The 24,534-nt window shown below is 38.3% G+C and carries 13 protein-coding genes and 1 pseudogene; 7 read left to right on the forward strand and 7 right to left on the reverse strand.

The window, feature by feature from the left end:
- Positions 1-2 precede the first annotated feature (2 nt).
- Positions 3-2,276 carry a DUF2357 domain-containing protein gene (locus ABNK31_RS05640; RefSeq protein WP_418894723.1) on the forward strand — a complete coding sequence of 758 codons (2,274 nt, stop codon included), beginning with the start codon at positions 3-5 and terminating at the stop codon, positions 2,274-2,276.
- Positions 2,277-2,639: 363 nt separating this feature from the next.
- Here ABNK31_RS05640 and ABNK31_RS05645 read toward each other — a convergent pair whose 3' ends face one another.
- Positions 2,640-3,572 carry a hypothetical protein gene (locus ABNK31_RS05645; RefSeq protein ID WP_418894724.1) on the reverse strand — a complete coding sequence of 311 codons (933 nt, stop codon included), beginning with the start codon at positions 3,570-3,572 and terminating at the stop codon, positions 2,640-2,642.
- Between the two features lie 151 nt (positions 3,573-3,723).
- Between ABNK31_RS05645 and ABNK31_RS05650 the strand changes: the two genes are divergently transcribed.
- Both ABNK31_RS05650 and ABNK31_RS05655 read left to right on the forward strand, forming a co-directional pair.
- Positions 3,724-4,869 (forward strand): IS110 family transposase, encoded by a 1,146-nt coding sequence (locus ABNK31_RS05650; RefSeq protein ID WP_418892990.1) that lies wholly within the window; start codon positions 3,724-3,726, stop codon positions 4,867-4,869.
- Positions 4,870-5,265: 396 nt separating this feature from the next.
- Positions 5,266-6,477: a PIN domain-containing protein gene (locus tag ABNK31_RS05655; protein ID WP_418894725.1), complete on the forward strand. Its 1,212-nt coding sequence runs from the start codon at positions 5,266-5,268 to the stop codon at positions 6,475-6,477.
- Positions 6,478-6,886: 409 nt separating this feature from the next.
- Here ABNK31_RS05655 and ABNK31_RS05660 read toward each other — a convergent pair whose 3' ends face one another.
- Together ABNK31_RS05660 and ABNK31_RS05665 are read right to left on the reverse strand one after the other, a co-directional pair.
- Positions 6,887-8,134 (reverse strand): hypothetical protein, encoded by a 1,248-nt coding sequence (locus ABNK31_RS05660; protein WP_418894726.1) that lies wholly within the window; start codon positions 8,132-8,134, stop codon positions 6,887-6,889.
- A 756-nt stretch (positions 8,135-8,890) separates the two neighbouring features.
- Positions 8,891-9,304 (reverse strand): helix-turn-helix domain-containing protein, encoded by a 414-nt coding sequence (locus ABNK31_RS05665; protein ID WP_418894727.1) that lies wholly within the window; start codon positions 9,302-9,304, stop codon positions 8,891-8,893.
- A 780-nt stretch (positions 9,305-10,084) separates the two neighbouring features.
- Here ABNK31_RS05665 and ABNK31_RS05670 point away from each other — a divergent pair.
- The 4 genes from ABNK31_RS05670 (at position 10,085) to ABNK31_RS05685 (ending at position 18,593) form a co-directional block, all read left to right on the forward strand.
- Complete coding sequence (locus ABNK31_RS05670) at positions 10,085-13,093, forward strand: SusC/RagA family TonB-linked outer membrane protein (RefSeq protein ID WP_418895363.1); 3,009 nt, start codon at positions 10,085-10,087, stop codon at positions 13,091-13,093.
- Between the two features lie 15 nt (positions 13,094-13,108).
- Positions 13,109-14,947, forward strand: coding sequence for a RagB/SusD family nutrient uptake outer membrane protein (locus tag ABNK31_RS05675; RefSeq protein WP_418894728.1), 1,839 nt, complete (start codon positions 13,109-13,111; stop codon positions 14,945-14,947).
- Positions 14,948-15,180: 233 nt separating this feature from the next.
- Positions 15,181-16,887: an FAD-dependent oxidoreductase gene (locus ABNK31_RS05680; RefSeq protein WP_418894729.1), complete on the forward strand. Its 1,707-nt coding sequence runs from the start codon at positions 15,181-15,183 to the stop codon at positions 16,885-16,887.
- A gap of 38 nt (positions 16,888-16,925) precedes the next feature.
- A complete protein-coding gene (locus ABNK31_RS05685; protein ID WP_418894730.1) occupies positions 16,926-18,593 on the forward strand; it encodes an FAD-dependent oxidoreductase in 1,668 nt (555 codons plus the stop codon).
- A 399-nt stretch (positions 18,594-18,992) separates the two neighbouring features.
- Here the strand turns inward: ABNK31_RS05685 and ABNK31_RS05690 are convergent, their stop codons facing one another.
- From ABNK31_RS05690 to ABNK31_RS05705, 4 genes and pseudogenes are all read right to left on the reverse strand, one after another.
- The gene (locus tag ABNK31_RS05690; protein ID WP_418895461.1) at positions 18,993-20,939 is read right to left on the reverse strand and encodes a DEAD/DEAH box helicase family protein; all 1,947 of its coding nucleotides are present in this window, start codon (positions 20,937-20,939) and stop codon (positions 18,993-18,995) included.
- 27 nt (positions 20,940-20,966) lie between these two features.
- Positions 20,967-21,623, reverse strand: a pseudogene (locus ABNK31_RS05695) (DEAD/DEAH box helicase family protein); the annotation flags it as partial.
- A gap of 1 nt (position 21,624) precedes the next feature.
- The gene (locus tag ABNK31_RS05700) at positions 21,625-22,347 is read right to left on the reverse strand and encodes a hypothetical protein (protein WP_418894731.1); all 723 of its coding nucleotides are present in this window, start codon (positions 22,345-22,347) and stop codon (positions 21,625-21,627) included.
- Positions 22,348-22,358: 11 nt separating this feature from the next.
- Entirely contained in the window at positions 22,359-24,209 is a 1,851-nt protein-coding gene (locus ABNK31_RS05705; RefSeq protein WP_418894732.1) for a DNA methyltransferase, read from the reverse strand.
- Positions 24,210-24,534 lie beyond the last annotated feature (325 nt).

Raw genomic sequence — 24,534 nt, forward strand, 5'->3', positions numbered from 1 at the left:
ATATGAACGAATTATCGATACATATATTCTTAGATAATCATGACGATATTACCTTAACTATTTTTGCTTTGCAAGAAGATTCACTGTTTGAGGTAGAGGGTGCTAAGGAATATGGAGAAGCCCCTTATCAATTAAAAGAAGGATGTAGGTATGATTTTGAATTGGATAAATATACGTATTATTTAGCTGATAACGAACTTCTAACGAATAGCAAAAGTCGCCACAATATTTCTCGTGGCTATATCTCTACGAGGATTTTTGTGGGTAACTATCACATCGATATTTTAGAACGAGAGACTGATCATAAAGTCGGCCATTTAAATCTCGAAATTCGTTCTTCAAAGGCTGGGTCTAGACATGATTACAGAAAGATGTTGGAGGATATAACAGAGTATTGTACCGAAATGTTAATGTCCCAAAGTTCTCCTGTTTCACAGAAATTTGAAGTGGATATTACTACAGATCCTAAAGCAGAATACCAACGTTTCGCTTTTGTTCGTTCGATTATTGATAGTGAAACTTTTGCCGATGCTCTACATCGGATACAACAATCACCGGCGAGGAGATGGATGGAAACTGAAGAAGAAAAGCATATATACAACGTAAAGCGACTTAGTGCGCATGCATTAAGACAACTTGCAGGCTCACCAAACCGAATAAATTTGCCCCAAGAACATACTCTAAGGACTACGTTAAACTCCCTCCCTATAAGAATATCCATTGCTTCAAAAAAAGAAACCGTAGATATTCCAGAAAATCGTTTTATAAGATATGTGTTGGAATCATTTTTAGCTTTTTGCTCTTCTATACAACTACATCCAGACGCCAGTGAGCGTTTGAGAAAAGAGGCCGGCCAAGCTTGTGAAAAGCTAAATATATACCTATCCTATCCAGTGTTTCGCAACCTATCAAAAATAAATATACTTTCTCTCAATAGTCCAGTTCTTCAGAGAAAAGAAGGATATAGGGAGATTTATCAGAAATGGTTAATGTTTGATATGGCTGCCCGATTGACTTGGATAGGAGGGGATAATGTATATGATGCGGGTAAAAAAGATGTGGCTATACTTTATGAATATTGGCTATTCTTTAAGCTATTGGATGTATTTAGTAAAAAGTTCCAAATTTCGCCGAAAGATAAAAAGGAACTTATTGAGTATAAAAACGGAGCTTTAAATCTAGGTTTGAAGCAAGGAAAAATGATTGTATTGGGAGGGCTTTATGAAACCGAAAGTCGAAAACTAAATATTCAATTTTCCTATAACCGGGTGTTTAGTTATAAAGAGGATTATCAAACGTCAGGAAGTTGGACTCAGGGTTTTCGCCCCGATTATACTTTATCAATTTGGCCTGGTAATATATCAAGTGAGCAGGCCGAAAGCGAAGAACTGATTACGCATATACATTTCGATGCCAAATATAGAGTTGATCGTTTATCTTTATTTGGAAAAGAAGATCTTTCTAATGAGATATCTATCGATGAATTATCTACTATTAAAACCGAAGAAGAATTTGGTACTTATAAAAGAGCTGATTTATTGAAGATGCATGCTTATAAAGATGCCATTAGGCGGACAAGTGGAGCATATATTCTTTACCCAGGAACAGAGAATAAAGTAATTTCTGGTTTTCATGAAATTATTCCAGGATTAGGCGCATTTGCGATATCTCCCAGAAATGGTGAGCGAGGCTTAGCTGAGTTTATTTCTTTTCTGGATGATGTAATCAAAAACTTTCTGGATAGAACGTCCCAGCGAGAGAATTTGGCTTATCATGCTTATTATGTACTACAGAAAAAAGGAGTCAATTTAAATGCACCTCTTCCCGAACCTTATGGAGAGAATCGTAGTTTATTACCCAATGAGACCTATGTACTCATTGGATATTATAAAAATGAAGAACATTTGAAATGGATTTTTAAATCAAATTTGTACAATACTCGCACGGGTACAGGAAGTGGTTCACTAAAGCTTGATTCGAAATTTATATCAGCAAGGTACTTATTGCTTCATGGAAGATTAGGACAGTATTTTGTTAAAATGGATACCTCTGGTCCTCGCATTCTGTCTAAGCAAGATCTAATAAACAAAAATTACCCAGAAATCCCCAGAGGAGAGTACTATGTTGTTTTCAGATTAGAAATAAAGAATACCGAACCTGAATTTAAAAGTATGAAATGGGCAATAGCAGATATAACGCATCATCTAGGACATCAAAGAGCAGTACCAGATACAATTCTTTTATCCGATTTGATGATGCACCGAATACAAGAGTGATATCTTGTCCCGCATTCTAACCGTATGGGGATGCCATTCCGTTAGAAATGGAAAAGACAGAGTGCGTCTAAAATCCAAACATTGGGTTGACACAACAAACGTTGTAAGTATATTTTCAAACCTGAAAATTATGGCAGTGGAACTTTTGCAGATGAAAATATTGCTTTCGAGGAGAGGATAAGTCAGCGTTATTTTGATACAAAAATAGCGTTTCTATTGTGTTTGCCAATATTACAACGTTAAATTATACGTTGATATAAAATAAAATATTTATATTCCTATATTAAAGTTATTTATCTTTTATAAATGGGCAGTATAGTAGTATGTAAGAGATGTTTTTCAAAGCATAGATTTTATCTTAATCTAACTCTCTGACGAATCAAGTTCTTTGTCAATCATTCTCTCCAGTTCTTCATCAGATATTTCAGAAATACCGTAAAAATCGTCCGTATCTATTTCTACATTTTCAATAATTATATCTGAGAAATCACTTATTCCCAAATGTACATACGCCGTGCAAGTAAAAGGAAAATTCTCCTCATTCACCCATCCATCACCTCTTCTTAAATCTCCTGAAGACCCATATTGTAGGTTGACATCTATTGTGCCGTTTATATGAGTTGTGATTTGATCTTTTTCAATTTTTTGTATGGAAATTTTATCCACATTGACATTTTCCAGATATTGGTAAGTCGATAAGCAATTAATTTCATTTATAGCTTCATATATAACCGTTTCATACACCTCATCTGTAATTATTTTTTCAGTATCATTGAACAATTTGGTTTTGTACTTATTAAGTAGCCATACGAGATTTATGAATGTTTGAAATATTTCTTGAGCCTTATTCTCCCTATCTTTATCCTTAAGGCCAAGTGTTTTATCAGTAATGTGAGTATATTTATTCAATAAGGAGAAAGATGATAAAAATTCGGTTTGAATATCTTCAATATCAGATAAAGGTATAATGTTGATATCAACAAAATTATCAGTTAAAGGTCCTTGTACAATATATTTTATTCTTTGCTTACGACTAGGTTCAGTTTTGTCACTAACCTTATTTTTTATATAGGCATCCTTAGCATTATACCAGTCGCATTTGATAATCTCGTCGTCTGGTGCCAATGACTTTAGAAAATCAATCATTAACTCTCTCATGCTATACGCAAAATTATTAAAGCATAATGCTTTGGAATCATCAGATAGGTTATCTATAACAGCTTCCAATAAAGCTTTCTGAAATTTAGTCTTTAGAAGTTTTTCAATTACTTTCTTATTTTTTTCGTATTTAGTCATTATAACGATTACATTTAATTCTAGTTCTTAGATGCAAACTTAAATAAAAAAGTCGAGATTTTATACACGAGCAAATAAAAATCAAGGCCACAGCGTTCTATAAGTAATTAACGTGCTCTAGGCACAAAGTTTAATTTAAAAACATAACATTATGAGAACAGTCTGCGGCCTTGACATCCACAAAGATAGCATATTCATGTGTATTCTGGACGAACAGGGCAAAAAAAGTGAAAGGAAGTTTGGAGTTTCCACCCGTGAGATTAAAGGGTTGTGCAATACGCTCAAGTCCCATTACGTGAGTGAAGTTTGCATGGAGAGTACCGGCATTTACTGGAAACCGGTCTGGCATTTGCTCGAGAAGGATTTCCGGATGTACCTTGTCAATCCCCAGTTCCTCAAACAACTTCCCGGGCGCAAGAGCGATGTGAAGGATGCCCAATGGATTGCCACGGCCCTGTTGAAAGGACTGGTGCGGAACAGTTTTGTCCCTGACTCGATGATCCAGCAACTACGCCTGTACGGTCGCCGCATTAACGAGTTAAACAAGGATATCATACGCTGTGAACAACGCGTCGACATGATCCTTCAAAGCTGTAATATCCGCATCAGCAACTATGTCTCCAACATAGACGGCAAAAGTTACCAAAAAGTCGTGGGCGCCCTGCTCGAAGGGGAACGCTCGGCAGATAAGCTGGTCAAGCTCATACACGGCAGGACCCTGAACAAGCATGGCCGCGACACGGTGCGTGATTCCCTCGAAGGTTACGTCCAACAGGCCGATATCGATTTGCTCAAACAATACATGGAGGCTTTAAAGATGCACCAGGCACAGAAACAGACATGCCTTATTGAAATGGTCAAGTTATGCAAAAAGCATTATGACAGGGCATTCACGCTGTTGCAAAGCATCCCGGCCATCAAGGAGCAGTCGGCCGCCATCATCATCTCCGAGATAGGAACCGACATGACCCTGTTCGCCACTGCGGCCGCCCTGGTTTCATGGGCGGGGCTCAGGCCCCGCAACGATGAAAGTGCGGGAAAGATCAAAAGCCGGAAAATCACGCACGGAAACAAATATCTGCGTAAAGCTTTAATGGAAGCGGCATGGGGAGCATCAAGGACACGGGGATCAATATTCTACAACAAGTTCTGGCGGTTGAGGCAACGGGGCAAGAAGCAGCAGAAGTGTACCGTAGCCATAGCACGCCACCTGCTGGTCATTATCTGGTCACTGCTCTCCAGGGATGAATATTTTGACAAGGAATACATGCAGAAACTCAGCACTGGAGTTGCCTGAATAACTGTCACAAAGAAATAACGGGTTCCTTGTAAAGTCCCTATATTTGTGGTGGATACATTACCCCGTTTTGCAAACTGACTCTCGCAGGGAATCACTTTTGGACACGAGCAAGAGACCTAAGAGTTCGAAGAGGAAATTAATGTTTTTGATGGAAGCCCCAAAGCATTCATCCCGATTGGTATGCTCTTAATCAACAAATATATACCTTCTCAAGACACTTCCGCATACTTTTTTATTCGATTTATAGAGGAAATATATAAAATATTTATTGAGACTCTCTAAACACCTCAAATAATAAATTCGCTTGCTGCTCGGCAGACTTTCCTAAGATCTCACCAGCTTGCTTATAAATTTATTTGAAAATATTCTTTATATTTGCAGAAAAGCTTTTAAATGAAAGAAAAATTTATTGGTTATTATGATCCTACAGACGACGAAATTGATAATGCATGGGAGAATGGAATATTTGCCTTTGATGCAAATACTCTCTTAAATCTTTATCGATATACTGAAGAAACCCGAAAGGATTTTCTTGAAGCTCTTATTTTTTTGAAAGATCGATTATTCCTTCCGTACCAATCTGCATATGAGTATCATAATAATCGATTAGATGTTATAAATAATCTTGAAAATGCATATACAAAATTATTGAGTATTTTCAGAGATGCATATGACAAACAATTTCAACAATCAGTAAACGAATTTAAGCGACATCCTACAATAAATATAGATAAAGTTAAGAGTTTATATAGCGATTTTTTGAAAACTCTTGAGGATGAAATGAATTCACAAAATGCTAACCATCCAGATTTTAAGGCTAAAGATTATGTCCAAGAGAAAATTTCTGAAATATTTAAAAATTCTGTAGGAGACGATTTTTCATCGGAAGACTTGTCGAAAATTTATGAAGAGGGAGCGGATAGGTATCGAAATGAAGTTCCTCCTGGTTATAAAGATACTAGCAATAAATCGGGAACAAGAAATGTTTATGGCGATTTTATAATTTGGAAAGAACTATTGAGGCATATTAAAGCTAACAAAAAAGCAATAATATTTGTTACCGACGATCTAAAAGAAGATTGGTGGACAAGGCGACATGGTAAAACGATACGCCCTCGTGAGGAGTTAATCAAAGAATTTTATGATCACACCGGTGAAAGAATATTGATATATAATGCAGATAATTTTTTGACTTTGATAAGAGATAGAGAATTACGGCTACAATTAAAAGATGAAACAATAAAAGAAATAAAAGGAATTAGAGAGGCTGACGAAGTGTTTAGTTTTTTATCAAATTTGAAAGGAAGAGAGGATTTAATGAATCTGAAAAAAAATTATGACCTGCATTCTGATCGCTTCAAAGATTCTTTAGAATCTTTAAGGGCTTTAGAATATAATAATGAGATAAGTGGATTTAACTATTCAACCGTCTTGCCCATTTCTAATCGAGTAAATGAATCTTTAAGTACCTTGAATGTTATTGCTCCAATAGATTCATTATTACAGGAGAAAAGTGACAATAATAAACAATCAGTTCAAAAGAAAAAAGTTGAGGCGAAAAAAACTGATAATAATAATAATTCAAATGAAGAAAATGATATTTGATTTTATTTGTATTCTTAATAACAATAATAAAATCTCTTTTAAATAAATAAGGATAGCTGGATTAGTTTCAGATTTAATCTGACAATGAAAGGGCAAATAAAACAAATCGTAATGCTAAAACAAGGCCAATTTTAGCTCTTTATAACTGTCAGAAATGAATGTATTTAGATGACAAACATAGTTAAAACTTGAATGATCAAAATTAGAAAGGACGCCAAAACAATAGGGTATTTATTCCTGATGAATCACTGAAAAAGTGTGTTTTTTCTCTTATTCAAATATCAAATCAAGAGACACAATCGGTTCTGAACAGGGGGGATTTTAGCCCCATTTTACCTATCTTTGAAATTGGGTTTAGCTGTAAAATACAGCCAAACCCAATTTCATTTACATACAATTTTGGATATTATCACTTTCTTCGCTCAATTAACGATTCGTATATTATATAACGTATATATTCACTAGCTTCAATATCATTTTCTGTTACTAATTCTAATTTTTTAAATAGAGTCAACAACTGAATCATATTTTCGACTAAGTGGGATTCTATAATCTGTTGTATTTTAGTTCGATGTTTCTTAAAGCTCTCATCCTTTGCTCTTTCGACCTTTCCTTTTACTAAAAACAATATTTCTTGAGGTTTCCTTATTTTTGATATTTCATTTATCAACTCAAATAATTCGTCATGTATTTTTATAGAATTATCTACTTCTGCTAATTTTTCAACAAATTTTTTGGGGCTCAAACTATGAGCAATTGCTAATATATTAGTTTTGACTTTTGGGTTATGAGAGAATGAAGGTTGAATCATTATTTCTCGAGTAATATGTTCCGAGTCAACAAATTCTATACTTCCTATTGCATCAAATTTCAGAGCTTCTCGTTTTACTTCATCATTAGAAACCGCAATAATATTCTTCACAAATCCCAAACCTTTCAACTCCCTTTTGCCCTCTTCTTCAAAAAAAATTCTAATATATGATTCATTATATTCAATGCGATTTAAGTTATAAACCAATTCTAATTCTTGCATTTTTTTATGCAGAGATAGTAATGCAGCAACTATAGTAATATTATTGTCATAATTATTATACCTATCTAAAGATATAATTGCACGAACATAGAACTGTTGGGTAGTTAGGTCTTGAAGTATCCGATATTTACGTCCTTTACTTCCTATTTCTTCTTGTCTTAACAAGTCTAAGTTATATAGCAAAATACTACTTAATCCATTGTTCATTAGTGTTTTCGCATACTTGTCCATTCCATACAGCCAAGAGAAAAAATCACTCTTTGATGAATATTTAGGAATTGTGTCTATAGAAGACAATTTTAATTGGGATAAATTTTCACTTTTGCTTAAATCCGTAAAGCAAAATGTTAACTTATTGTCATCATCGTGTACAACAATATTATTTAATGAACTTTCCAAATCTTCTTTATGAAATTTTTCATTGATTTCTTTTTGGATAGATACTAGTTTATTAGCACCAGAAATTTTGATAAAGTCATCTTTTAAGTTGTCAATTTTTAATGCCTTTAGAAAGGCTTTAGTTAAGTCGTCATCTTCATTGAGTAACTTCAGTAACTCTTTGACAGTTATCCCTTTGTCTGTTAATTTGGATTTTGAAACATTATTAATTGTGAAGTCAGTCATATTAATTTAATTTTATTCTTTTGGAAAGAAATCGTACATTGCCATAATTATTTTTATTGTTCATACTATAATTCTCTCCATAGATTATTAACTAAGGATGCTCTTCCGGGCAATCTTCCGGGCAATTTCTATTGCTTTTCGTTGGTCTTGAGTATTTCAGTATTCTTACTATTACTCTCACCTTTTATAGGCCACTTTCTAGAAGCAGGCACTTCATGATAATTTTCTTCCTAAACCATCATTGGATTAATAAATAAGAATTCTTCTTATCGGCGAAGAGATTTGCCGGAGGGTTGTGAAGCGAAGTTAAAAATAGAAATAAGAATTTGTTATTTTACAAAATTCATCTACTTTTGCGGTTCAACTTAATTCATAAACTTGAAGATGACTATTTTTCAAGTTGTGGTCTCCAACCAAAAGACAAATGGATTTCAGAAGATAGTAGCTTCGCAGTTTACTATCTTCTTTGTTTATAGTCGTTTTCTATTTTAACTTTTCATATAATCTAAATTATTTAATTACTTATGTATATCGAAAAATCCGAGTATCTCTTATGGGGATTCATTGGCCATCTCGCAAAGTTTTTCTGCATTTCTTATCGCTTTTTGTATATTTCCATTTTCTATAGATTATTATATCTGAAATATTTTTTGCCTTTGAGTATCTATGCATAAATTTTCTTAACTCTGGCAATAAATAACTAGACTAACGATATGTCTTTGGGGGAGACTTCACTATTCTGCGCTATTCGTGCTGTTATTCTCTATCTTTTAATAGCTTCTCTAGTATTTTAATTTTTTCCTGTTCTTTTTCCAGCAATTTTTCGCAAAGTTCTACAATCTTGTCAGCAGGGTCGAAATGGTTTATACTATTATCAATCGCTACATATCCTTTACCGTGATTAGTATCTATACTATTATTCTTAATGATCACCGTCACCGGATCTTCTTCCAGTTCCTTAATCAATTCGGGGGCAACGTTCAGCGCTTTGGCGAATTTTTCGACCATGTCATCCTCAATGACTTTCTTCTTTTCGTAAAAAGATACCAGTGTCTGACTGATTCCCATATCAGCGGCCAAAGCTTCCTGTTTAATGCCTAATGCATGGCGATATCGCCTAATGGCGTGCCCGTGGTGGGTGTTCTTTATTGTTTGTTCCTTTGTTTCCATTTGTAGAAAGTATTTTATTACCCGCAAATATAGACAATAAACTGGATAGATTCATAATTATCAATGGGAAATTGATAAATAGCAATCGGTTTCCTAACATATATTTCGTAAAAACTTATTTACTTTGGGGCTCAAACAAAAAATAGATCAACTTAAAAAACAAAATGCTATGGGTCCATAACAAAATCTAAAAATGAATGATTATCTTTGCACCGTTAAACTACGGTACAAAATAATATAGCGCTTTTTTGATCTTCATAACGAATCCGCAAAATTCTAAGCAAAAGATCGAGAATGGAAGCGCCCTTAGCAATAAGGGCGTGGACATTGTTCTATTCTTTTGCGAAGGCCCTTGCGGAGCCCGTTATGGGGAATAGCGACAATCGTCCGCGCCTCTTTTTTATATCCGCGCATATACTTTAGAGTCCGTATGGAATAAGATTTTAGAAGCACGATTATCCGCAGTCTTATTCCTTAACCGATAGAATACCGATTCTTCGCCTGAACGATTGCCCTCTTGCCTCAGAGGATTTCAGCTACTTGCTAACTCCCCTTACTTTATCCGACGTTAGCCGGAAACATCCGTTTGATTCTTCTGTAATCCGTCCATTGAATGAGTTATATCTCACTCTTATTTAGCGATATAATCGGGTTGAAGAGTCGTGACGGGTCTTTTAATTCATGAAGGTAGTGTATAATAATATCTAATAATTGATCCATCAATTTAAAAACAAAATCTATAAAATGAAAGAAGTGATTTTAAGTTTAAGGAAAGGAATGATGTTCCTGTTAATGTGGGCATTTTCCATCTGTTTATTCGCTCAGGCCGTCAACGTAAGAGGGACGGTTACCGATGCCAAAGGAGAGCCTTTGATAGGCGTATCGGTGAGAATACAAGGACGCGGAGCCGGCACGGTGACCGATTCCCAAGGCAACTTTACGTTACCCAACGTATCGCCCGATGCGGTATTGGAGATTTCGTATGTAGGAATGCTTTCTCAAACCGTGGCACTTGACGGCAAAACAACCGTGAATATTGTTTTGCAAGAGGATGCGGAAGCATTGGAGGAAGTGGTGGTGATTGGGTATGGTACCGCACGTAAGATCGACCTGACGGGCTCTACCTCTTCCTTGGGTGGGGATAGACTCCGATTGAAGAGTACACCGCAGCTTTCCAGCCAAATGCAAGGACAAATGGCCGGTGTACAAATCACACGTTCGAGCGGTGATCCATCAGCAGGAGCGACTATCCGTGTGCGTGGTGTTACGACCATGTCGACCAACGATCCGTTGGTAATCGTGGATGGCATACCGGGTACCCTTACAGATATTGCTCCTGAAGATGTAAAAGACATTCAGGTGCTGAAGGATGCAGCATCTGCCGCCATCTACGGTTCACGTGCGGCTGCCGGTGTTATCTTAGTCACGACAAAACGTGCCCAAAATAACGAATTTCACCTGTCATACAATGGGGAATACGGCATGGATGCACCAACGACCAAGCCAAAATTCACCAATGCCGTACAATGGATGCGCGGTCTTAACGAATTGGCTTTCAGCGATGGTGCTTCTTCTCCTTCGTCACTTTACTCGGAAGATTTAATCAATAATTACACCCAACTGCGGGATGATGATCCTGACCGCTATGCCGACACTGACTTCATGAACCTGGGCTTAAAGAGTAGTACCCATCACCAACGTCATTCACTCTCTCTTAGCGGCGGAACTGCTAACCTGAAAACAAACTTCAGTTTTAACTACTTTGATTCGGAAGCTCTTATAAATAAAAAAGACTATGAGCGTTTTAACATCCGTACCAACAATGACTATACGATCAACAACTGGATATCTGCAAATGTAGACTTGAACCTGCTCTATTCTAACGCGAATGAACCACATCTCTCCATCGGTGAGCTGATGGAACGTGCACCAATCTACAACGCCTATTGGTCTGATGGACGTTTTGCCGATGGCAAAGATGGTGACAATCCCATTGCGCAACGTGAATTGAGCGGATTAATAAAAAAGCAAAACTATCGGATTGGCGGAAAGTTACAGCTAGTTCTTACTCCTTTAAAAGGATTGGCTTTAACAGCCATCATTGCTCCCCAATACTCTTTCTATAAGGGGAAAGATCATAGAAAAAGATATGAAGTCTACCGAATCACTGGTGATCCTATCCCCGGAGTCGGTTATTCCTCAACCAACCTCAGCGAAACCCGCAACGACAATCATAGTTTAACAAAACAGTTTTATGTAAACTATCAACTGCAACTAAAACGCCACTCTATCGGATTGATGGCCGGTTATGAAGATTATTCTTATAAATGGGAAGAAGAAGGCGCCTCACGTACCAATTACAGTTTGGTAAACTTCCCCTACTTGGATTTAGGGCCTGAGGATTATCAATTCAACAGCGGAAAAGCTGGGCATAATGCGTATCGTTCATTCTTTGGGCGTATTATGTATTCTTGGGCAGACCGTTATATGTTGCAAGCGAATATCCGTTCTGATGGGTCTTCCCGTTTTGCTCAGGGTTATCGTTGGGGTACATTCCCTTCATTCAGTGCCGGTTGGGCTATCTCTGAAGAGCCTTGGTTCAATAAGAGAGTTGTCGATTTTCTGAAGCTACGCGGTTCTATCGGACAGTTGGGTAACGAGCGTATTGGTTCAGAATTCCCATACCAAGCCAAGTTGTCTTTCGGTACAGGTTTTATTCCCAATGCTTCTACCGGTATTTCTGACATTGTGCAGACGGCTTATCAGATGGATTACGCATTCAAAGACTTGACTTGGGAAACAACGACGACCTATGGTATTGGTGCAGACATCACCTTGTTAAAAAACAGGTTGCGTGCTTCGGTTGATTACTATTACAAAAAGACGACGGATATGTTGATGGAGGTAGGATTTCCTTCCTATTTCGGATATAACGCACCGCAAAACAATGCGGCCGACATGAACACGACAGGTTGGGATTTCGAACTTTCGTGGAACGACCAGATCAAAGACTTCCATTACGGCGTAAGTTTCAATTTATCTGATTATCGTTCGAGAATGGGATATATGGCAGACAGACAAAAAATTGATGATAACAGAATCACCGAAGAAGGTTCTTACTATAATGAATGGTATGGCTACAAAAATATGGGAATCATTCTGAACGATGTCGCCATGTTCGACGAGAACGGCGATCCGATTGCAGTCTTGACCAATAACGATAAAGCCGGAAACATCCGCTACCGGGATATCGATGGCGATGGTAAAATCACCGCTTCCAACGATCGTGTACGTTTGGGCAACTCTTTGCCGGAAATGCAATACGGCGGATCTCTTTGGGGTGAATGGAAAGGCGTCGATTTCAACTTATCATTCCAAGGTATCGGACACCAACTTGCTTATTGGTCATGGCCAGGCACACCGTTCAATTATCAAGCCTATGCCTGCCCGGTGAATCTAATCGAAAGCCATTGGAGTCCAACGGCCACAGATGAGGAAAATGCGAAGGTAAAATACCCGAAGTTGACAACCAACAATGCCAATATTTACGCCAAAAGCGACTTCTACCTTTTCAACGGGGCTTATATGCGTATCAAAAATATCACATTGGGATATACCCTTCCGTCCGAAATTACAAAGAATTTATCTGTCAATAAGTTGAGACTTTATTTCAGTGCTAACGACCTGCCCGCTTTCTCAAAATATCCCGAAGGATACGATCCGGAATGGAATCATAGCGGTGATCTCCTCTTGTCTTCTTATATTTTTGGTTTGAATGTTTCATTTTAATTAAAGAATCCAGTTATGAATAAAATACGCAAATATTTACTCGCCGGAATGGTGGCATTTGGTATGGCTGCTTGTGCTAATCTTGATCTGAACCCATTATCGGAAGGATCGAGTGAGAATTGGTATCATGATGAAACCGAAATAGAAATGTCTCTCAACGATTTGTGGAGACCGGATTTTTTCCCGATTGATGCAATTTATTGGGATGACGATTTATTAAACCGTAATGGTTCTAACGAAATCACGTTAGGAACAGTAACCTCTCAATGGGGAACTGCTTCAAGCCGTTGGACCTCATTATATAAATCCATCGCCCGTGCAACAAAAGTTATCGATGCGTTGGATAATGGGGTGGCAGCAGGAATAAGCGAAAGTAAAGTTAATCAATACAAAGGAGAAGCCTATTTTATGATAGGATTCGCTTATTGCGAATTGACGGCCTATTATGGAGATTGTGTATTAAATAAAGGTATGACCTTAGACGAAGCCTATGTGGCAACCCGTTCGCCCAAAAATGAAGTGTTGGCCTATGCCTATAACTGTTTAGATAAGGCGGCCGAATATTTGCCAGACTCCTATAAAGCCCAACAACGGCCGACCAAAGGGGCAGCCCTTGGTTTTAAAGCCCGTTTCGCGCTCTTCCACGGAGACTGGCAAACGGCAGTGGATGCCGCAGATAAGTGTATGAAGTTGGGTGTTTACCAATTGCACGACAACTATCGCGAAATGTTCAAAGCAAACAGTTCTCCTGAATTCATGTTCTATTTCAAAGGTGATTTGACGCTAAAGAAAGGATATGGTTTCATGTCGAATGTTCAGGGTTTTGTCATTCGTAAAGTCGGTGGTCACTGTAACCAAAGCCCGTCGTTGGAGTTGCTTTGCTCTTACACCTGCACGGATGGCTTGCCTATCGATCAATCCCCACTCTATAATCCGAAAGATCCGTTTGGCAACCGCGACCCGCGTTTAGCGATGACAATCCAACCGTTCAAAACGAAGTACTCTTCTGATTATGCAGAGTATGAAGCATCTAAAAAAGATGGTACATTCCCTGAAAAATATCAGGATTACATCACTCTGGGTTATGAATTCAACCCCAGTCCTTATGCCAATAAAGTATATGAAGTGGCTACTGGCAACATGGTGGTTAATACTGATGCGAAAGCTTCGAACCAACACTCGGCGTACAACGGATTGATCATTCGTAAATTCGTGAAAGATGATTGGAAAGATTTCAATAATTACGGTTTAGTGGCAGACAACTGCTATCCTTACTTGCGTTATGCCGAAGTCCTAATGACCTATATCGAAGCTAAGAATGAGATGGGACAATGTACGCAAGAAGATTTGGACAAAACCATCAACCTGTTGCGTGAACGTGCTTATCGGGGGACCGGTATTGCTTACCCACGTGTAGAAGTAGCTTCGCAGGCTGCTTTACGTAAGATCATCCGCATGGATCGCCGTTCGGAATTTGCATTCGAAGGGGTACGCTATCGTGACTTGTTGCGTTGGCGTATCGCTGAAAAATCGCATAACAAATCGATGTACTACTTGTCCCGTGCTTGGTCCAATTCTGCCAACTGGAATGGTTTGACCGGCAGTGAATCAAACATTGAGCTGTCTAAAGATTTCATGACCTTACTGAAGAACTGGGACGAAGGTAATTACCCCATCGGTGGCGTACCTACAATCGACGAAAATGGCTTACCTGACCTTTCCCCGATGGAAACAGCCGGATATATCACCACATTCTATAAAATGTCGTTCGACGCAAAGAAAAACTATCTGTGGCCCATCCCCGCGAACGATATTCTAGTCAATAGCAATTTAACGCAGAATGAAGGTTATTAATATTATCTGATATTTACCCCAGTTGTAGAACTTGTTTATCCCGGGAATTTTCAGATTACAACTGGGGTGTTTTTATGTGTATGTTAGCTCTGTGGCAATCAGGATGATATAGGAGAAGAAGTCCTCCGCCGAGATTGCCAACGGTCTGCAAGGCTATTACGCGCATTATGCAACGGGAATATAAAAAAATAAATAATATACTAAAATGAACTCGATATTAAAAGAAAAAAATTATGATTTCAAAAAAAATTGTTCAAATACTAAGCATGAGTTTTGTTTTATTGATACTGAATTATTCAGGAATATCAGGACAAAATAAAGAATATGATGTGGTCATTTACGGTGGCACTTCTGCCGGAATTGCATCGGCCATCCAAACATCGAGAATGGGGAAATCCGTCGTGATCATTGAGCCGACTCACCGCATAGGAGGATTGACAACCGGAGGATTAGGACAGACCGATATCGGAAATAAACAGGTGATTGGAGGAATATCCCGTGAATTTTATCAAAATATCCGAAAATACTACGACGATCCAAAAAATTGGAAATGGCAGGATAGAAGTGAATATATAGATGGAGGACAAACAAGAACAAAAAAGGGCGAAGAAGCCATGTGGACATTCGAACCTTCCGCCGCTTTAAAAGTATACCATCAAATGATTTCCGAAGAAAAAATTGATATTGTGTATGGCGAAAGATTAAACAGAAAGAGCGGTATTCGTAAAAAAGGCAACAAAATTGAATCGATTGAAATGGAGAACGGTTCACAATATACCGGAAAAATGTTTATAGACGCAACCTATGAAGGAGACCTGATGGCAGCTGTGGATGTCAGCTATAGGGTGGGGCGGGAGTCCAACCGTGAATACGGAGAAACATTAAACGGTGTGCAGGCTAATAAAATCAGCGCCACACTCAAATGGACGCTTTCCCGAAACGCTTATAATCACAATTTTGTGGACAGAGTCGATCCTTATATTATCAAAGGATATCCGGAAAGCGGTTTTCTCCCGTACCTCACTGAAGGTACTCCTGGCGTGGATGGGGAGGGTGACGATAAAGTGCAGGCTTACTGCTTCCGGATGACACTGACCGACCACCCTGACAACCGGATACCTTTCAAGAAACCTGAAAACTATGACGAGCGGAATTATGAACTGCTTTTCAGAAACTATGAAGCGGACAGCGGATCGGAGATGAATCAGATGCCTTGGATCAATTCGCCAATGCCGAACAGGAAAACCGACACGAATAACAGAAGAGGATTTTCTACGGATTTTATCGGGCAGAATTACGATTATCCGGATGCATCTTATGAAGAACGCGAAAAGATTATCCGGGCCCATAGGGATTATCAACAGGGGTTGATGTGGACATTGGCCTATCATCCGCGTATTCCGCAGAAAATAAGGGCTGAAATATCCAGATGGGGTACTTGTAAAGATGAATATGAGAAAGGCAGTGAAGGATGGCAGGAACAACTCTACATCAGGGAAGCGCGGCGGATGGTCAGCGACTATGTGATGACACAAAAAAATTGCGAACGGAGCGAAATTGTAAATGATCCCGTCGCAATGGGGGCCTACGGAATGGACTCGCATCACACACAGAGATATGTAGATGCAAACGGATTCGTGCAGAATGAAGGAAATGTAGAAGCACACGTACCCTATGCCTATCCGATCAGCTATAGATCCATTGTGCCCAAGAAAGAAGAATGTGAAAATTTACTAGTCCCTGTTTGTGTAAGCGCGACACATATAGCTTTCGGATCCATCCGTATGGAACCGGTGTTTATGGTGTTGGGACAATCTGCAGCCACCGCTGCATGTCAGGCTATAGAGGAAGGTGTGGCGGTACAGGATATCAATTATCCGGCTTTACAAAACACTTTATTAAAAGATAAACAGATTCTGGAAGTTCAAATCAATAAATAAATATGTGATAATGCATTTCACCAACATAAAATAACGTTATGAAACGAGCATCTAAAATATTTATACTCTTACTAATACTTGCGTTTTCTTTTTTATCCTGCAACAAGGATAAAAATACATTTAACGCAGATGTAATCATTTACGGAGGCACTTCGGCTGCGGTAATCTCAGCCGTGGAGACCCCACAATCAGGAAAAAGTGTGGTGATCGTTTCCCCGGATAAACATCTGGGGGGATTGTCTTCCAGCGGATTGGGATTTACCGATACTGGGAATAAGGAAGCTATCGGCGGATTGGCGCGCGATTTTTATCACCGTATCTGGCTTCACTATAACGATTCCCCGGCATGGAAATGGCAAAAACATTCGGAATACGGGAACAAGGGGCAGGGAACGCCGGCCCTAGACGGTGAAAACCGTACGATGTGGATTTTCGAACCGCACGTGGCCGAACAGGTCTTTGAAGATTTTATCAAGGAAAATAACATAACGGTATACCGCGACGAGTGGCTGGATCGCAAAAAAGAAGCCGTTATAAAGGACAAAAAAATCGTTTCATTCACCACCTTGTCGGGCAAAACATTTAAGGGAAAGGTCTTTATCGATGCCACTTACGAAGGTGATCTGATGGCCGCAGCGGGAGTATCGTATACGGTGGGACGGGAAGCCTGTTCGCAATACGATGAACAGTGGAATGGAGTCCAAGCCGGTGTGTTCCACCACGGACATTATTTCAAAACCGCGATCGACCCGTATGTGATACCGGGAGATTCTACCAGCGGATTATTGCCTTACATCTCTGGCGACCCCATCCAGCCCAATTGTTCGGGGGACCATAAAATACAGGCTTACTGCTTCCGCCTGTGCATGAGCAACCACCTCGACAACCGTGTACCATTTGAAAAACCGGCCGGCTACGATCCGAAGCGATACGAATTGTTGGGACGCGTATTTGAGTCGGGATGGAACGAGTGGTTCGATAAGTTCGATGTGATTCCCAATCGGAAAACAGATACCAACAATCACGGACCTTTCAGCAGCGATTACATCGGCATGAATTATGATTATCCGGAAGCATCGTACACACACAGGAAGGAAATTCTGGAAGAGCATAAAAACTATCAGAAAGGATTGCTTTATTTTGCATCCACCGATCCCAGAGTACTTCGGCAGGTGCGGGATGGGATGCAACAGTGGGGGTTGGCAAAAGACGAGTTTCCCGACAACGGTAACTGGCCGTACCAACTCTATATCCGTGAGGCCCGAAGAATGATCGGAGAATATGTGATGACCGAAAACGATGTGTTGGGAAAGCGTCCTGTGCCTGATCCGGTAGGAATGGGCTCTTATACGTTGGATTCACACAATTCACAACGCTATGTCACATCGGAAGGGCATGTTCAGAACGAAGGAGATGTCGGTGTTCATCCTCCGAGGCCTTATCAAATTGCTTACCAATCACTTGTTCCGAAAGAAGAAGAATGTACCAATCTCCTTGTCCCCATATGCCTTTCATCCAGCCATATTGCTTACGGATCCATCCGGATGGAACCGGTGTTTATGGTGCTGGGACAGTCAGTTGCTGCGGCAGCATGTCTGGCTCTCGATGAGAGAACGTCTGTTCAGAAAGTCGATTATTCCAATCTAAGCCGCAAACTGAAAGAAAAAGGACAAGTAACGGAAATAAGCAAGGATATGGTTAATTAGCATAAAAATACGATTATCCTCTATAAAGAGTATCACCGAATGAGCGTTTATTCGAGAATTAAAGTAAGTTTCCGATAAAATCACCCTTAATGTTCTCTATCAGTTTTTTATCGACACCCAATTCCTTGGCATAATTCTCAAAATTAGCAATTGCATTCTTCACCGTATCAAGTAGTATTTTGTAATCCTGTATATCACCTTGACTACATTTGTTTCCATCGACTACTTCTTATATTGTTTTTTAAACAAAGCCCGCGGACTTTCCGGTAACTCCGGTAATAACTTCTCCATTTCATCCAAAAGATCGATTGCCCGCAACAATTTGATGAACGAAGCCAGGGTAATACCGGTGGAAGATCCGTTTTCCCAACTCACGGATGATATCGCTTCCGGAATATCTTAGTCCATAAACTTATGAAAAGCTTCTTTGAATTTGGTATCTTGTTCCGCAATTGATTTATTGAAGAATGGTAATCCCCAAATGTTATATTCGCGTCCTTGCCAAAGTTGTTCTATTTTAGCAAGTTTTCGGATTTGGAGCAAAAAGTCTTGTTTCCATTCGTCTTGTAAAATTAAATGCGCGCCTTTTGGTTCTATGAAAATTTGATATTGGCAAATTAGATTTTCTTTTTTGCAAAATAAGAATAGAACGAAATCGGGCTCAAAAGGACGACCATCATCAAAAGTAAAGATTTTGAAGTGGCGTTCGTTTCTTACAAGATAGATGTCATCGTATAACTGTCTGAGATTTTCATAGATGCTATCAATATACTGAATGAGTGCTTTTTCTTCTGATGTTCCGAAACAGTCTGTTTGGGCGTACCAATCGCGTGAAGTTAAATCGAGCGGATAATTGGTCTCGGTTGCATTCAGCATTGAACGTCCTGTTTCTTTATCGGAAATGTCATCGTCCAAAGCAAAGTTTAAGGTTTTGTTTTTGATAATATCTTTCATCATAAATGGTTTAAATTCTTTCGTGCCTTTAAATTCTACTTTATCAGAACCAATGGTTAAAGAAACGCTATCCAAAACGTCTATCGCAATATCCAGTTTTTGTTGCGGCGTCAGATTCTCAATTTCGGATTTAATGCCTTTGACATTGATTTTAATTTTTGCAAGATAATTCTCGGAATTGATAAATTCTTTGATTGACTGCAAGTTCGGCAGGTGTTTTTGAAGATTGTTGAATCTGTAAAAATCAAGTTTATTAAGTGCTTTCCGAATAATGCGCTCGCCAAAATCAAGAAGCTGATATTCTTTGTTCTTAGTCTCAACTTTTGTTTCAGAAATAGGTTCATCTTCAAAAGCCTTCTTTTGCTTCACGATGCCTGTCTGTAATTTTACTTCGTGCGTATGTTCTATGATAGAACGATTAAGAGAAAAAATATCTTCCCGGTTATATTTCTTTTGTTCGTTTTTGAATATAAATCCACTTTTGTAAAAGTTTGTCTGAGCAAAACTGTGTTTAATGTTTAATTCTCTTTGAACTGTTTTGGGTGGTTTAATGCCAATTTCAATCAATGCGGTATTCAATTCTTGAATATAGCGTGGATTGTATGAGGCGTGATAATAAAGTTCTTCGCAGATACGCATTTCATTTGCTTCGTCTTTATCGAATTTACGCCTATAAAGCGGTTGGCTCTCGTCTAACTGAAACGGACAGTAACGAGCACCGCGTCCGATTAATTGAGCTTCCTGCATGGTGGTTTTACCCGGAATGCTTTTTTTTGCGTCGCGAATATTGTATAAGCGGACAATATCAAACAGGTTAAGTACGTCCCAACCTTCATTTAATTTATCCACTGCAAAAATGGCTCGATATGGGTTGTCTTCGTCTTCCAGCGTGTTAATGGCAATTTGTTTTGTTTCGCTTTCATCCTTACTGTTTACGGAAATTTGTTTATCTTCGTCGAAATCAACTTTTATTTCTTCAATTAAGTTGTCGAGCGATATGTTGTTTAGCGTGCAGTAATCAAAAACTTTTTTGATAATCGTGTTCGTATTATGTTGTTTCAGACGTTCCAACGTATCAACCGATAGCGTTTTCAACTGTTTGGTAAATTCTTCTTGAAAAACGTTGCTATCTTTGATTGTTTTTGATTTGAACAGAATAACAGGCTTAATGAACAACCCCTGTTTCTCAAATAATTTACGTCGATATTGACTAAGAAGGATGGCTTGCAAGGCTCTATCGAAAGACGGCAAGTCTGCCTGCAATGTTTGAACATCTTTTGAATAACCATCGGCACGGAATTGGCGCAAGGGGTAATCGAACAACAATTTGTGGTCGTATTTCCGGGCGATATCGGGGTTGCTTAAATCGGCCGTTGCCGTAAATTCCAACATTACGTTTTCGGGATTCGCATTGAAAATGCGCGTAATGGTTGCTTCCCAACTGGCGATGTTTTCAATATCGTCGGTCGAAAGGTCTTTGCCTTTTTTGGTTTCGGCATTGATGTGGTGGGCTTCGTCGGAAATAAGCACCATTTTATTGCTTTCAAAATCATCGTAAGTGAGGGCGTTTTCACGAGGCGTATTTAATTTTGAATGCAATCCCTGTACGGTATTGAATGAAATATTTATATCGTCCGATAGGGCGTTTTGGAAATTTTCGACTTCCCGAATTGAAACTTGGTTATCGGAAAAAGAGATATTTTCGGCAAAAAGGTATTTGCTACTGAGTGTATTTAAAAAATTGTCTTTCGTTTTTTCGATGATGTTTGTGCTATTGACAAAAAACAAAAAATGGCGGTAGCCTTTTTCATATAAATAGAGAATGAGTCCAGCCATAATGAGGGTTTTTCCACTGCCGGTAGCCATATGGTAAAGTAACTGCGTGGGTACTCCCTTGGGACGATTGGCGTATTGCTCCCAATAAAAAATGAAACGTCCGAAAGCGTCTTGCTGATAGGGGCGTATATCGAATGACCGTTTTAGGTTTGAAACAAGACTATTCGGAACAAGATTTCTGTAAAAGTCTTGTCCGTAGATGTCAAGGACAGCGTCGAATGTTTTATTGAGACTATTCATTCTAAAGTTTATTTATAAGGTCTATAAGCTGGGGTAATGTAAAAGACTTGTTTATGGGACAATGCCAATAAATCCTATTAGTCCAACTGAATGTCCAAGTATTGGGGCTTAGGGTCTTGGCAAAATGTATGATATTTTTCTTTGTATTACAACCAAAAAATAGAGGGCTATTATATTTAAGACTGTCGATGATGTCGTGAATTTTTGAATTATCACGATTTAAAACATCTGAGAGTTCATCAAAATTATTATACCCTTTTTTATAAGATTTGGCATAAAAATATATTTGTACGTGAATGTCGCTTTCAATATCTTCAACTGGTATCCAAGTACGCCCTTTATCGTGACTGGCCGTTATTTTTATATCCCTTTTATCTATTATAGATTGATAATCTTCCCCATTCGGCGGAGTTGAAGACTTGACTTCAACTTTCACTTTTCGATTGCCAACTAAAAAATCCCAGCCCGGATCAGGATTTTCAAATCCATCAGTTCTACTTTCATCGTAATCTATTAGATCAACACGACATTGAGTTTTCAGATACGAGAAAAGGGCATTTTTTGCGAGATCTCCCATATACAGATTGTCCAAAAGCTCTATAGGAGTGCGATTATACATTAGAGATTTAGAAGTGAAATTATATTTCTTAATTGTATTTACGGCTGTTTTATTTTTTATCGAATTATCCAAAGGCAAAGTAAATACATCACTGACCGTCATCATTTGTGTCTGTTTTATAAGTCGTATAATATATTATTAAGTTCAACAGTATGAGGGTCTACCGGATAAGAGCTGTCTTTTATCTCTGAGAGCGGTACATATAATTGATTTTTGTCGATAATTTCTAAAATAATCTTTTGTTTTTCCGGAAATGTCAGGCTATGAAAGTCGGCATCGCTAATACTGCTGACAGAATATTTCATGATGTCTGAATGCGATATGGAAAAAAACAACTTTGTTAATTCGCTTTCGTTCATATTTTTAATGTCAAGCAAATGGAAGGGCGATGATTCTAACATTTCCATATACATAAAACTTCCACCCCCATTCCAGTTTACCTCTGTAGATATACCTCCCTTTTCACCATCAATGACTTTTTTCAATCTTTCAACGATAACAGTTTCTATATAATTCATTTGCTCTATACCGATATATCTTCTATTCATTTTATGGGCGACAGCAACGGTTGTTCCGCTACCGGAAAAGAAATCAAGAACGATATCATTTTCTTTTGTAGATAACTCGATAATACGTTTCATCAACTTTTCCGGTTTAGGTGTTGCAAAAAGAAAATCTCCAAATAATTTGACTATTTCACTTCTTGAAATCTGATTGTGTCCAACTTCATCATAAGTCCAAATGCTTTTAGCAACCACACCTTGCTGAACTTCAGAAAGAAATTGTTTAAGCTGAGGCTTACTGTCGCCGTTTGGTCCGAAATAGATTCGATTATCATTTAATTTTTTAAAATAATTTTCTTTCGATGTTTGCCAACAACTACCTTTGGGAGGATAAACAATCTTTCCTGATGGCGTTTCGATAGGATAATCGTAATCTTTCGAATACGTTTTTACAGAAAAACCACCCGGTTTCCAAGCGCCTCTATAGTCATTATCTGGATTTGAATAACGTTTATTCATTTCTTCTGTTCTCGGTAACAAATTGGGAACAAAAGATTTTTTATCCTTTGCAAAAACTAAAATATGATCGTGGGTATCGCTAAACCATTTGGCATCATTTGCCGGGGAATATTTTTTTTGCCAAATAAAATTTATCACAAAATTATCGATACCGAAAATTTCATCACAAAGGACTTTTAAATAATGGCTCATTTTGTCATCTATATTTATCCACAAAGAACCATCCTTTGAGAGTAGCTCTTTTGCTATACTTATTCTATTGTTCATAAAAGTAAGCCAAGAGGAATAATTAAAGGAGTCGTTGTAGTTAAATCCGTCATTACCGGTATTGTATGGCGGATCGATATAAATGAGTTTGATCTTTCCTTTGAATGCTTTGATATGAGCGAGGGAATGGAGGGCTAACAGGTTATTGCCTTTGATGATGTAGTTTTCAGTATCTGAAAGGGCGTTAACTTCTTCTTCCCCGTTTTTTGTGTAACGTTTGAAATTGGTAAAAACCTTAGGCGATAGAAGGCGGTCAATTTCATCTGGGGCAAGAGTTTCGTTCCAAAAGATTTCAGAATATTTTTGGTCTTCTTTGGTTTGTCCTCCTTCAAGGACGCAATCTTTATACGGCCAAGATAAAACAACTTCTTTTTTGTCGGAAATGAAGTCCCCGCCCGAGGTTAATCCAATTTTGTTTTTGAATGCCGTGTATGAGTCGGGCAAAAATTGCTTGTTCGACACAAACTTTTGAAATTTGATTTTATCGAAAACAAGGAAGTCGCCGACTTGTTGGAAAAAGTGTTTTTTTATTGTTTCGTTCTGTAACAATAGTTTCAGCAAATCGGGATCGAGATTTAAAGAACTCTCAATAATTTTGTTTTTAAGCAGTTTACCGTCTATAACAAAACGTTGGTCTTTTGCTAAAAGTGTCGCGAGGTCATCTAAAAGATTCTGCATATATTATGTAATGAATAATTTTTTGTTAAAAGTTCTATTTGCGATTTCGAAAACATCTGATGTCTGATCAGCGTCAGTTTATAAAACTTCAACAACTTTGTCGGCAAGCTATAATGCTAACAGTTTATTTTCATCAGCATCGAGAAATTGAACAATTAAAAGTACTTGCTCTCGCTCCGCCTGATGATCTACTATACATAGGGATGTCAATAACTAAAGCAGCGGCTAATTGTCTTTGAAACATTTTCGATTCTTCTCGTAATTATTTTATTCGTTTACAAAATAACCTATAAACTAATTTTGGAGAGTTGTCAATATTAAATAG

Origin of the sequence: Limibacterium fermenti (genome assembly GCF_041902845.1) — a bacterium.
GTDB classification, from domain to species: domain Bacteria; phylum Bacteroidota; class Bacteroidia; order Bacteroidales; family Dysgonomonadaceae; genus Limibacterium; species Limibacterium fermenti.